Origin of the sequence: Aeromicrobium sp. UC242_57 (assembly GCF_044452305.1) — a bacterium.
In the GTDB taxonomy this organism is placed as follows: domain Bacteria; phylum Actinomycetota; class Actinomycetes; order Propionibacteriales; family Nocardioidaceae; genus Aeromicrobium.
In genome coordinates this window covers 476120-487761 of record NZ_JBIOAM010000005.1, presented here as the reverse complement: position 1 = coordinate 487761, position 11642 = coordinate 476120, and the positions used below count along the sequence as shown (strand labels likewise).

Genomic DNA, 11642 nt, shown 5'->3' with positions numbered 1-11642 from the left:
CAGTGAGGCCTACTATGTGGGAAGGCGTCCGCCGTCCTCAGGACGGCCGCGGTGCCCACGGCATGATCCACGTGCCGGTGAGGAGGTCCGTGGTGACTGCGCCCGAGGGTGATGATCCGATTGATGTCGGGCTTCCCCGGGTGGCCGCCTCCACGATCCAGGTTCGCCATCTGTACGCCTTCGTGGTCACGGCGCGCGAGCTGCACTTCACGCGAGCGTCGGTGCGTCTTCACGTTGCGCAGCAGACCCTCAGCCAGCAGATCCGGCAGCTCGAGGTGAGCGTTGGGTGCCAGCTGTTCGACCGTTCGACCCGGCGAGTGGCGCTCACCCGGCCGGCGATCTGCTGCTACGTCGGTGCGAGGGGATGCTGGACGGTATCGAAGCTGCGTTGGGTGACCTCCAGCGTGAGGGAGGCGGGGAGACTGGTCACATCAGGCTCGCCTACACCCCGGCATTCGTCGACATGGCTGTCGGTGTGCGCGACAGGTTTCTGTCGGCGGCACCCGACTTCAGCGTGTCCCTGGTGGAGTGCTGGACCGAGCAGGCGATCCAAGGTGTGCGAGACGGCACCTATCAGGCCGGCATCGTCCATACCCTGCGGAGGCCTGAAGACCTCGAGATCCTCGACCTCGGCACCTTGCAGATCGGTGTCGTCGTCTCGTCCGACGACCCACTGGCTGACCAGGACGTCATCGAGATCGACATGCTGGCCGACAAGACTCTGACGATCTGGCCGCGGCCCCACTCCCCGGTCATGTACGACAACGTGCGCAGCATGTTCGAGGGCCATTTCGTGGCGGGCAAGGTGCACGAGTTCGGCATTTTCGCGCGAGGCTTCTTCCTCGACGACGCGGCCTCGCTCGAGCTGGTCGCGAGCGGCCGCGGGTTCTCGCCGGCCGCTCAGGGAGCGTTGCGGTCGCGGCCTGCCGGGTTCACGTGGCGGCCTGTCTCGCCGCTGTCGTACATCCCGACGAGCCTGATCTATCGCGAGTCGGTGGCGACCGACCCGGGAATCGCCGGTCTTCTTGCCGCCGCACGACGTCACGCCAGGGTGGCCGCATCTGCCGGCCCCCGCAGCTGACCCCTCGCATCCCCCCGATCCCTCTTGCCCCGGTGGTCCCGTGGACCGCCCCTCGGAACAGGACTGACTTTTATGACCAATCTCGCCTCCAATCTCATCGCCACAGCCGCTCGTCACGGCGACAACGTGGCGGTCCGCATGGATGACCACGTGCTGACCTACACCGACCTGCTCGCCTGTGCGAACGCCGTGGCCGGCACCCTCCGTGAGCTCGGGGTTTCCCGTGGCGACCGGGTGGCGGTGTCGATGCCCAACGTCCCCGCGTTCCCGGCCGCGTTCTACGGAGCACTCATGCTCGGCGCGATTGTCGTCCCGATGAACCCCCAGCTGAAGGGCCGCGAGATCGACCACTACTTCGTCGACAGCGGAGCGAGCGTTGCGGTGACTAATCCCGGCAGCGACGACCTCGAAGCGGGAGCGTCACGCCATGACGTCGCACTGGTTGTGCTGGAACCGTTGATCGAGGCGCCCGTCGTCGCGCTAGTGGAGGTGCCGGTCGTTGCCCTTGCCGATGACGACACCGCGGTGATCTTGTACACCTCGGGCACGACAGGGCGGCCCAAGGGCGCTGAGCTCACCCATCGCAACCTCGACAGCAATGCGCGGACGGTCGCCGAGACGTTGATCCAGATCGACGAGACCGACGTCATCATGGGGTGCCTGCCGCTGTTCCACTGCTTCGGGCTGTCCTGCGGGCTCAACGCTGCAGTCACGGTGGGAGCCTGCCTGACGATGATTCCTCGATTCGACGGCGGAAAGGCTCTGGAGGTCGTCGAACGAGACAGCGTCACCGTGTTCGAGGGCGTGCCGACGATGTACTCCGCGATGCTGCATCACCCGGATGCCGGTTCGGCCGATCTCTCCTCGCTGCGTACCTGCATCACCGGTGGGTCGGCGATGCCCGTGGAGATCTTGCACGAGTTCGAGAAGACGTTCTCCTGCGAGATCTTCGAGGGCTACGGCCTGTCGGAGACGTCGCCGGTGGCCTGCTTCAACCAGCCAGGACGTGAACGCAAGGCCGGGACAGTCGGCTTTGAGATCGACGGTTGCTCGATGCGCGTGATCGACGCCCATGGCAAAGAGGTTCCCGTTGGAGAACGGGGCGAGATCGCCATCAGCGGAGTCAACATCATGAAGGGCTACTGGAACCGGCCCGACGCCACAGCCGAGGCCATCCCTGATGGTTGGTTCCGCAGCGGTGACGTCGGCATCAAAGATGCTGATGGTTACTACTCGATCGTAGACCGCAAGAAGGACCTGATCTTGCGCGGCGGATACAACGTCTACCCCCGCGAGATCGAAGAGGTGCTCTACGAGCACGCGGCGGTCGCCGAAGCTGCCGTCGTGGGCGTGCCCCATGCCGAGCTCGGTGAAGAGGTGTCGGCAACCGTGGCGCTCAAGGCTGGCTTCTCGACGACCCCCGACGAGATCCGGACGTTCGTCAAGGAACGGGTCGCGGCCTACAAGTACCCGCGACTCGTCGACGTGGTGAGCGAGCTTGCCCAAGGGGCCGACCGGGAAGATCCTGCGGCGCGAGGTCAGGACGATGCGCGCGGCGGAGCAGCCGAAGGGGTGACGGTGGTCAATGCACGCTTCCTTTGAAGGCCATGTTTCTGTAGGCGAGGCCCTGAGTTCAAATTCCACCGCCAGCGAGGTGGATCCGCTGGTATTTGTCAGCCGTCACGGCAGAGTGATGAGCTTAGAAGAATACGATACGAACCCGTTCCGTATCGTGTTACGCTTCCCGACGTGGAAACCGACATCACCGATGAGCCCCAGCGTGGCCGACCCCGCGACCCGAGTCGCGACGAGGTGATCATCGACGCTGCGATCGACGTCCTCGTGCGCGAGGGCTACGACCGTTTGTCGATGGAAGGCGTTGCCACCGCAGCAGGCGTAGGCAAAGCAACCGTCTACCGTCGGTGGAGCAGCAAGGCCGAGCTGGTCATCGACGCCATGTCATCCCTCAAGCCGGGCATGGGCACCATCGACACTGGCACCCTCGAGGGCGACATCGACCTGATGGTCGCTGCGGCGTGCAGCCCGCGCACGCAACAGCTGCAGCAAGTCATGGTGAGCATCTGCTCGGCCCTCCCGCGTGAACCTCGCTGCTCCAGGCGTTCCGGACCCGCTTCACCGAACCGCGCATCGCGCGCATCACCGAGATGCTCGAACGCGCGCGAGACCGTGGTGAGGTCGGTCCGGCCGTCGACGTTCCCATGGCCGCAAGCCTCGTGCCGTCGCTGATGCTGCAGCGCGCACTCATGACCGGCCAACCCGCCGGCCTCGCCTATGCCCAGCAGATCGTGGGCGGCGTGCTGCTCCCGGTGCTCGGCCACCCCGCACGATCCCTCTTGGACACGACGAAAGACACCCCTTGACATCCCCTCAGACAACCCGCAACGGCGGGACTCGCCCTTGCCGTGATCTGCGTTGCGCAGCTCATGGTCGTGCTCGACGCGACAGTGGTGAACGTCGCGCTGCCAAGCATCCGCGAAGACCTCAACTTCTCGCTCGAGAACCTCACCTGGGTCGTCACGGCCTACTCGCTCACCTTCGGTGGGCTCCTGCTCTTCGGTGGACGCACCGGCGACTTCTTCGGTCGCCGTCGCATGTTCATGATCGGCATCGCGATCTTCGCGGTGGCCTCCCTCGTGGGAGGACTGGCCAACGGCGAGGCGATGCTGATCATCGCTCGCGCCGCACAGGGAGCTTGGCGGCGCGATCGCGGCCCCCACGGCGCTCGCGCTGCTGGCCACGACGTTCACCGAGCCTGCGGCACGTGCTCGTGCCTTCGGTGTCTTCGCCGCGATGGCGGCATCGGGCGGCGCGCTCGGCCTGCTCGTCGGCGGCGTGCTGACCGACTACGCCAGCTGGCGCTGGGCGCTGTTCATCAACGTCCCGATCGGTGCGATCGTGCTGTTCCTGGCGCCGCGTGTGCTCCACGAGTCGCAGGGCTCCGGCACCAAGCTCGACCTGCCCGGCGCGGTCACTGTCACGGCTGGCATGTCGGCATTGGTGTACGGACTGACCGAGGCCGCCAGTGACGGCTGGGGATCCACGACTACCGTCATCTCCCTCGTTGCCGCTGCGGTGCTGCTGATCGCCTTCGTCATCATCGAGCACTTCTCGGAGAGCCCGCTGATGCCGTTCCGGATCTTCGCCAACCGCAACCGCACCGGCACCTACCTGATCATGCTGTTCCTCGCGGCGGCGCTCTTCACGACCTTCTACTTCATGGCGCAGTACCTGCAGAACGTGCACGGATGGAGCCCCATCCGCACGGGCCTCGGCTTCCTGCCCATGCCTGCGCTGATCATGTTCATGTCGATCGTCGTGGTCCGACCGCTGATCCCGAAGATCGGCATCCGTCCGTTCCTGACCGCGGGTCCGATCCTCGCGATCGCCGCGATGGTCGCGTTCACCCAGCTCGACGCGAACAGCAGCTACTGGCCGTTCCTGGGATCGATCCTGCTGCTCGGTGTGGGCATGGGCTGCAGCTTCGTGCCGCTGACCATGACCGCCGTCAACGGTGTCGCTCCTCATGAGACGGGGCTCGCCTCGGCGCTGCTCAGCACCGGCCAGCAGGTCGGCGGCGCGATCGGTCTCGCGGCGTTCGGCACGGTGTTCGCACATGCGGCAGCTGATCGCGCTACCGAGCTCGGTAGCCGTGCAGGCACCGCAGCCGGGCAGGCCGACATCTTCGTGGCCGGTCAGCAGCAGGCGTTCCAGGCGGCGATCGTGGTGACGGTGCTGGCCCTGATCGCGTCGTTGGCGCTCATCCGCGTCAACAAGGTTGCCCCGCCGACCGGGGTCGCCGCTCCGGTGCTCGCCGACTGATCCGGTAGCGGGTCGACTCCGTTGCCTTAATTCTATAAAGGCTTATAGAATTAAGGCAACGGCGTGACAGGTAGAGGTGAGGTGGTCAGTGTGGGTCGGCTGAGCGTGACGGAGGCAGCGGCGCTGCTCGGCGTCCACCCTCAGCGGATTCACCAGCGCATTCGAGTGGGCTCGCTTCCAGCAGAACGCATCGGAAGTCAGTGGGCGATCGACGAAGCTGATCTTGAGCTGGTCAGGTATCGGAGGGCGGCTGGACGGCCGTTGTCGGCGCGGTCCGCGTGGGCCCTGGCTGCTGTGGCATCCGACGATCAGGCGGCGCTTGCTCAATTGAGCCCATCGGAGCGGTCGCGCGCACGCACCCGGTTGCGGGCTCTGATGGCTCTGGGATCTACTAACGAACTCGACTCGGCGTCGGCCACCTTGGCAGTCGCGATGGGCAACCGGGCGCGCCGTGCACTGTTCGTCGCGTCGGTTCGAGACCTGCCCGATATGCGTGAAGACGAGCGGCTGCGGCTCTCGGGAGTCTCGCTTCCTGGCTCGAACATCTCCGCCGGTCAGTTGGTCGAGGGCTATGTCAGAGGCAGCGACTTTGATGGTCTTGTGAGGGACTACTTGCTGGCGCCAGCCGATCGGCATCGGGCGAATGTCATCTTGCACGTCGTCGACATCGACGTGGATGATGCGGTGCTGGATGGTGTGGCCGAGTCGCTGTTGATTCGGGCCGCAGACTTGTCCGAGCACGTCGGCGTGCGAGAGAAGGATGAAGCGATGAAGGCAATCGCTCAACTTCATTCACGGTCCGGCGTGAAGGACGCTACCAATGATTGATCCTGTCGAACTGCCGGTGATGCCGGCACCGCAAGTGCAGTCCTGGCATGCGCTCATGGACCTGTATGAACGTCTAGGCTCGGGCTGGGCGCTCATTGGTGGTCAGCTGGTCCACCTGCATTGCGCCGAGCGCGGGGTGCTGCCGAACCAGATCGACCAACGACATCGACGCCGTGGTCGACATCCGGACCTCGCCGTCCATGCTCGAGAAGTTCACCGGAGAACTCATAGCGATGGGATTTAGGCCAGCCATATCCGGCGAAGGTGTGCAGCATCGTTGGAAGCGCGACCTCGCGCAGATCGACGTCCTCATTCCTGAAGGCGTGGGTGAGCGTGCTCGTCAGCGCCCTGGTGCCGGAGGCGCGCGGAACAATTTCGGCGCCGGGTACGACTCAGGCGCTAAATCGGACAGAGGCCGTCGAGGTCTCCGTCGGAGGGCGCATCGGCGTGGTGCTGCGTCCCAACCTGATTGCGGCCTTGGTCGGGAAAGCGGCGGCGCGCACCGAGATCCCGTTCGATCGCGCAAGCAGGCGCCACAGCTCTGACTTCATCACCCTTGCGTCGCTCATCTCTGGCCGTGACTTTCGGGAAACAGAGTTGACCAAGAAGGACAGGCAACGCCTTCGGTTGATGTTGCTGGAGTGTCGAGGCGAGACCGCGACGATGAACATCGAGGGTGCCGACAGCGCTCTGCACCAGCTAGAACAGGCCGCAGAACTCGACTGACGGCTCACTGTTCGGATGCTCAGAGTCCGAGGTGCAGGGAACGTTAGCCCTGATCCGCCCAGCCTGGACAACCACCGCCCGTGCCACGAGGTGCGGGTGGCTGGCGGCCTCGTCAATCGTCACGACAGGCGGCCCGCCCGCATCGGTCGACTCGAAGACCTCGGTCCACTCTTTCTCGGTGCGGGACGCGAACTGTGTGGCCAGGCAGTCGCGAAGGGCCGGACACCGCGCCCGGTCATCGCGATCGGGCACCCGACCGGTGAGGCCGAGCCCGTCGAGCCGCGAACACACCAACGGGCTGCCACCAAGGAGTGAGGTGGCAGCCCGCTGGCGCGAGGTCGAGCGAGTGCTACGGCGCGCTCGTCACCGTCACAGCGGTGTCAGCCGCGTCGCCCGTCGTGTAGACGTAGTTCGCCGCTGCGGTGTCGCCGAGCTGCGCGCGGAGCCACAGGGCGGCCCAGCGTGCAGTGGTCTCGATGCTGGCAGACTGCGTGCTCGACTGCGTGTTCGTCTCGGCCTGGGCCCCGGGCGGGGTTCTGGCCGTTGGTGATGCCGTAGTGGTTGGCACCCGTGACGCGGACGATCTGCTTGTGGCCGTTCGCGATCTTGTTGTAGGTGCTCTCGGCCTGGGCCGGTTCAGCCATGCCGTCGGACTGACCCTGGACGGCTGGACCGGGATCTGGTTGTCGACGGTGGGGTAGATGCCGAGGATCGCGTTGTTGGTGCCGTAGAACGATCCGGCCTTGACGGCTGACGGCAGGTCGAACGTCAGGGTCGTGCAGAACGGGATCGAGCACTTGTCCTCGGCGATGCTGAGTCCGGTGGCGCCGCCGAAGGAGTGGCCCAGCAGGACCATCGTGTCGGTGTCGATGAGCCCGTGCAGCGGTGAGGAGGTGTTGGCGTTCTCGTCACCCATCCACGTCAGCGTCTCGCCGATCTGGCTGGCCGACGTGTAGTAGTTGAGGTCGAAGAAGTTGAGCCTCTTGTGGTTGGGTGTCACGACGATGAAGCCGTACGACGCGACCTCGGCGGCGTAGTCGCTGTAGTTCTGACGGTGGACCTTGCCGCCCTGGAGCAGCAGCGCGACCGGCAGCTCACCGGTGGCGTTCGTCGGGTAGTAGACGTTGGTGCCGTCGTTCTTGATCTTGCTGTCGTACGACGACACCGCAACGGGCGTGATCGGCGACGTCGGGTCAGCGGTGGCAGTGCTCGGCGCCGCGAGGGCGATCGCCGAGGCGAGTGCGAGCGCACTGATGGCGCGCACGGGCATGGATTTCAGCTTGTTCATGTAAATGCTCTTTCCCGAGATCAGCGGATGGGGGCGGCGAGCGGCAGGGTCAGGTCGACGAGCGCCTTGACCTTGGTGCCACAGGTCGAGATGACGTTGGCGTCGGTGCAGTAGTACGCCGAGGTGTGGCTTCCGGTCGCGAGGTCCTGCGCCCCAGGCCGCGCCGAAGTCACGGAGACGCGCGGTCTGCGTGGCATTGGCGCTGCAACCGGCTCCGACGACGCCGATGAAGTCGGTGTTCTCGCCCTCGACGTCGATGTGACAGCTGCCACCGGACGGAATGCCGGCCGTGTACTTGGTCCAGACGAGCTGGATGCCGACGTAGTCGCTGTCGAGGCCGACCAGGGCACCAGCAGAGTTGTTGAAGAGGTTCGTGACGCTGGGACGCGCGGTGACCGCGAGAACCGGACGGGTGGCGCCGTCCGAGATGGCCTGGAGGTTCGCGGTGAAGTCGCTGCTGGCGACGGGGTCGAACAGGATCGCGCCCGCGAAGTTGCTGTAGCCGTTGGCATCGATGCGCGCGCCGAGCTCGCTGGCGAAGTGTCCGCCGGCGGAGTGGCCGCCGACGATGTAGCGCAGCGGCAGGGTCTTGCCGGCCGGAGGTGTGAGAGCGCGGGTCGTGAGCAGGTCTCCGAGGTCGTCGGCGAGTCGGGGTTGCCGGCTGTCATGTCACCGTTGACGCACAGCACCATGACGCCCTTCTCGGCGATGGCCTTGCTGGTGCCGCGCAAGTTGCCGCAGCCGCGGCTGAACCCGTGGTTGAGGACCATGAGCGCCGAGGCGGTGCCGTTGGGCAGGTACCAGTCAGCGCTGTGGCTTGTCCCGTCGATCACGATCTGCGTGTTGACGCACGCGCTGCTCGAGGACGAGTAGTTGTTGCATGCCACGTCGACAGCCTGGGCGCTGGGCGCCAGGCCGACGAGTCCGCCGAGCGCAGTGCCCGCGGCGAGGATCCCGGCTAGAACAGTCTTGGTGTGTCTCTTCATCATTGCCTCCTTGGGTGGGGGCGCGGCAGGCCCGCGTCCCGCGAGGAGACTGAGGTGACTGCCACGCGAGGATATATTCGATAAGATAGAAGATAGAGATGTGTCTCACACCCGTCAATATTTTTTCTGGGACGACGGGCGCCCGCCTTCGTTCCCTCGCTGTGCAGGGGGAGCGTTCGAGACAGCCTGCGGCAGGGCCGGACAGGCTTTCGCACTGCAACGCCGGGAATTTCCTTATAAACAGCACGTACCCTGGCGGTAGGGAACGCGTGACTTCGACAGGTGATTCCTCGAAAGGTTGCGATGCACATACGGTCCCTCATGCACTCCGTCCTGCACTCACGTGTGGTCCTGGTCCTGACATTGGCCCTGGCCATAGCGATCCCGGCACTGACCCTTCCCCGCCTCCCCGAGGTGACGTGGTGGCCGGTGCTGCTCGGCCTGCTGCCGTGGGTGGTCGGCAAGTACGTGCTGTGTCCGCTGCGGTGGCGGGTCCTGACGACGTCCGATCTCAGCGGCTGGTGGTTCATCCGCGCGAACGCCGAGGCCGAGCTGCTGGGACTGTTCACCCCGGGCCATGTCGGCACCGACCTGTGGCGGATGCGCCGGCTCAACCGCAGCGGGCTCAGCGCCGCCGACACCTTGGCGAGCGTGGGCCTCGACCGGTTGGTCGGCGCAATCGGTCTCACCGCTTTCGTCGCCTTCGCGGGTACTGCCCTGCCGGTGAAGATGATCTCGGTCGCGATCGGGGTCGCCGTGCTGGCCTTGGTGGCGACTCTCGTGCTGCGCCGGGTGCGGCCCGACCTGATGCCGAGCCGTGCGCTGCCGCCGCCCAGACAGCTCGGCCATGCGCTGCTGCTGTCGGCGTTCTACCAGCTTCTCGATCGCGGCGCTGCTGCTCGGAACGGTCTCGGCCACGGGATATCCGGTCTCGCCTCTCGCGTTGCTGGGCGCCTTCGGCGCGAGCCAGCTCGCCGGAGCGGTGCCGGGACCGAATGGTGCGAGCCCCAAGGACGCCGCACTGGTCGTCGCCTTGGTCGCGCTCGGCGTGCCGTGGATGGCCGCAGCGGGTGCAGTCACGTTGAAGGCCTGCTTGGCCTGGCTACCGGCCCTGACCCTGGGTGGGATCAGCCTGATCGGCACCCGCCGGGCACACCGCAAGATCGCTGCCGTTCCCGCATGATCCCGCCGCCGGGGCTGGTGCCTCGGCCAAAGGAGCGGATCATGGAGAGGAGCTGAGGACTGAACGTCCGGCATCCGAGTCGGACGTCTGGCTCTGCTGTCGACACCGGATGGGCATGGCCAACACGACCGTCGTGGATGCTCCCCGGACACCTCTGATCTGGGTCCTGGGGCAGGTCGTCCTGGTCGCCTTGCTGGTGTTCCTGTACTTCGGGGTGCGCGGCCTGACCGTGGGATCGACAGCCGACGCCATCGCGAACGCGCATCAGGTGCTCGACCTGGAGGATCGGCTGCACATCGCGGTCGAAGGCAGGATGCAGGACCACTGGGGGCAGTCGGATGCCGTGGTCGACTTTGCCAACTGGATCTACATCTGGGGGCACTGGCCGGTCATCATCGTCACGATGCTCTGGCTGGCGACCTGGCACACCGACATCTTCCGCCGTCTGCGTGACGCCATGATGATCTCGGGCGCGGTCGGGATGGTCATCTTCGCGACGTTCCCGGTGGCTCCGCCCCGGCTGGCCCAGCTCGGCATGGTCGACACGATCAGCGAACGTTCGCACTCGTACCGGGTGCTGCAGCCGCCGACGTTCGTCAACCAGTACGCCGCGATGCCGAGCCTGCACGTCGGGTGGGACCTGCTGGTCGGGATCGCGATCGTGTCGGCAGCGTCGACGGTCGCGCTGAAAGCTGTCGGCTGCGCCATGCCGATCCTGATGGCACTGGCCGTCACCGTGACCGCCAATCACTATGTGCTCGACGTCGTCGCCGGGATCTGTCTCGTCCTCGTCGCCCATGTCATCGCGCTGCGCCTGGAACACCGCCGCCACGCGCAACGACGCAGACGAGCGGACAAGGTGCGAGCCGACAGCGCCGCACCAGTGGCGGGGGGACTGAATGCCGGCCCTCGCGATCGCCCATCGTGCCGCCAACTTCGTGGACGGACTGGCCGTCGCTCACGCGCTGGGCGCCGACGTCGTCGAGTGCGACGTCCACGAGCACCGCGGCCGCCTCGAGGTCAGGCATCTGAAGATGGCGGGCCCTCTGCCCTTCCTGTGGGACAAGTGGGAAGCTCGTGCCCGCATCCGCCCCGCGCCTGGAGCTCGGCGAGCTGCTCGCCGCCAACCGGCTCGGCGCGATATGATGCTCGACCTGAAAGGGCGCCGGGTCTCCACGGCGCTCGCTGTCATGGACCTCGTGAGCCGCAGCGGCTACCGCCATCCGCTCATGGTCTGCAGCCGCCACTGGCCGCTGGTGGACGTCTTCGCCGGCCTGCCGTCGGTCGGGCGGGTGCTGTCGGCTCGCAACCGGATCGAGCTCGCGCGGCTGCGCCGGCGGCTGGCGGAGACGGAACCGGTCTACGGGGTCTCGGTGCACCGCTCGCTCCTGGATCGGCGGGTCGTCGCCGAGCTCAGTCGGTTCGTCGAGGTGGTGATGACGTGGCCGGTCAACGACCTGGCCGCCCTCGACGACGTGCTGGACCTCGGCGTCACCGGCGTCATCAGCGACGAGGACGCGGTCGTGGCCGAGCTCGTCCGGCGGCGCGGTCGTTCCTGACAACCGAAGTGAGGTCCGTCAGGACTAGTGACCTAGTTCTTTCGGGCTGTATCTGAGTTTTACCTGCATGGTTGGCGTCACGCTTGGCGAGTTGGCGCGTTTCAGATAGGTGGTCGCACTGGCATGTCGTCCGACAGCCCGACATGCGACC

14 protein-coding genes and 3 pseudogenes are annotated in these 11642 nt (G+C 66.1%); 13 read left to right on the top strand and 4 right to left on the bottom strand.

What is annotated here, in order from left to right:
- Nucleotides 1-14 precede the first annotated feature (14 nt).
- The 8 genes and pseudogenes from ACHMWU_RS24520 to ACHMWU_RS24485 all read left to right on the top strand — a co-directional run.
- Nucleotides 15-320, top strand: a pseudogene (locus ACHMWU_RS24520) (LysR family transcriptional regulator); the annotation flags it as partial.
- A gap of 68 nt (nt 321-388) precedes the next feature.
- Nucleotides 389-1081 carry a LysR substrate-binding domain-containing protein gene (locus ACHMWU_RS24515; RefSeq protein WP_396049204.1) on the top strand — a complete coding sequence of 231 codons (693 nt, stop codon included), beginning with the start codon at nt 389-391 and terminating at the stop codon, nt 1079-1081.
- A 72-nt stretch (nt 1082-1153) separates the two neighbouring features.
- The gene (locus ACHMWU_RS24510; RefSeq protein ID WP_396047951.1) at nt 1154-2683 is read left to right on the top strand and encodes a long-chain fatty acid--CoA ligase; all 1530 of its coding nucleotides are present in this window, start codon (nt 1154-1156) and stop codon (nt 2681-2683) included.
- Between the two features lie 147 nt (nt 2684-2830).
- A complete protein-coding gene (locus ACHMWU_RS24505) occupies nt 2831-3328 on the top strand; it encodes a helix-turn-helix domain-containing protein (RefSeq protein ID WP_396047949.1) in 498 nt (165 codons plus the stop codon).
- Nucleotides 3247-3462, top strand: a complete 216-nt coding sequence (locus ACHMWU_RS24500) for a TetR-like C-terminal domain-containing protein (RefSeq protein WP_396047947.1) — start codon at nt 3247-3249, stop codon at nt 3460-3462. Before ACHMWU_RS24505 ends, ACHMWU_RS24500 begins: the two co-directional genes overlap by 82 nt.
- A gap of 42 nt (nt 3463-3504) precedes the next feature.
- Nucleotides 3505-3783, top strand: a pseudogene (locus ACHMWU_RS24495) (MFS transporter); the annotation flags it as partial.
- Nucleotides 3784-3805: 22 nt separating this feature from the next.
- On the top strand, nt 3806-4921 hold the full coding sequence (locus tag ACHMWU_RS24490) for an MFS transporter (protein WP_396049203.1): 1116 nt from the start codon (nt 3806-3808) through the stop codon (nt 4919-4921).
- A 90-nt stretch (nt 4922-5011) separates the two neighbouring features.
- Nucleotides 5012-5749, top strand: a complete 738-nt coding sequence (locus tag ACHMWU_RS24485; protein WP_396047945.1) for a helix-turn-helix domain-containing protein — start codon at nt 5012-5014, stop codon at nt 5747-5749.
- A 73-nt stretch (nt 5750-5822) separates the two neighbouring features.
- Here the strand turns inward: ACHMWU_RS24485 and ACHMWU_RS24480 are convergent, their stop codons facing one another.
- Entirely contained in the window at nt 5823-5966 is a 144-nt protein-coding gene (locus ACHMWU_RS24480) for a hypothetical protein (RefSeq protein WP_396047944.1), read from the bottom strand.
- A gap of 110 nt (nt 5967-6076) precedes the next feature.
- Between ACHMWU_RS24480 and ACHMWU_RS24475 the strand changes: the two genes are divergently transcribed.
- Complete coding sequence (locus ACHMWU_RS24475) at nt 6077-6475, top strand: hypothetical protein (RefSeq protein WP_396047942.1); 399 nt, start codon at nt 6077-6079, stop codon at nt 6473-6475.
- On the opposite strand, the gene ACHMWU_RS24470 is transcribed toward ACHMWU_RS24475, so the two are convergent.
- From ACHMWU_RS24470 to ACHMWU_RS24460, 3 genes are all read right to left on the bottom strand, one after another.
- Entirely contained in the window at nt 6449-6727 is a 279-nt protein-coding gene (locus ACHMWU_RS24470) for a CoA transferase (protein ID WP_396047940.1), read from the bottom strand. The two genes, ACHMWU_RS24475 and ACHMWU_RS24470, sit on opposite strands and share 27 nt — an antisense overlap.
- A gap of 97 nt (nt 6728-6824) precedes the next feature.
- A complete protein-coding gene (locus ACHMWU_RS24465) occupies nt 6825-7763 on the bottom strand; it encodes a hypothetical protein (RefSeq protein ID WP_396047938.1) in 939 nt (312 codons plus the stop codon).
- Nucleotides 7764-7783: 20 nt separating this feature from the next.
- Complete coding sequence (locus ACHMWU_RS24460) at nt 7784-7936, bottom strand: hypothetical protein (protein ID WP_396047936.1); 153 nt, start codon at nt 7934-7936, stop codon at nt 7784-7786.
- A gap of 85 nt (nt 7937-8021) precedes the next feature.
- Between ACHMWU_RS24460 and ACHMWU_RS24455 the strand changes: the two genes are divergently transcribed.
- The 4 genes and pseudogenes from ACHMWU_RS24455 (at nt 8022) to ACHMWU_RS24440 (ending at nt 11491) form a co-directional block, all read left to right on the top strand.
- The gene (locus ACHMWU_RS24455) at nt 8022-8636 is read left to right on the top strand and encodes a hypothetical protein (protein ID WP_396047934.1); all 615 of its coding nucleotides are present in this window, start codon (nt 8022-8024) and stop codon (nt 8634-8636) included.
- Between the two features lie 434 nt (nt 8637-9070).
- Nucleotides 9071-9988: a lysylphosphatidylglycerol synthase transmembrane domain-containing protein gene (locus tag ACHMWU_RS24450; protein WP_396047932.1), complete on the top strand. Its 918-nt coding sequence runs from the start codon at nt 9071-9073 to the stop codon at nt 9986-9988.
- Between the two features lie 53 nt (nt 9989-10041).
- Nucleotides 10042-10674: pseudogene (locus tag ACHMWU_RS24445) on the top strand (phosphatase PAP2 family protein); the annotation flags it as partial.
- Between the two features lie 157 nt (nt 10675-10831).
- Nucleotides 10832-11491, top strand: a complete 660-nt coding sequence (locus ACHMWU_RS24440; RefSeq protein ID WP_396049308.1) for a hypothetical protein — start codon at nt 10832-10834, stop codon at nt 11489-11491.
- Nucleotides 11492-11642 lie beyond the last annotated feature (151 nt).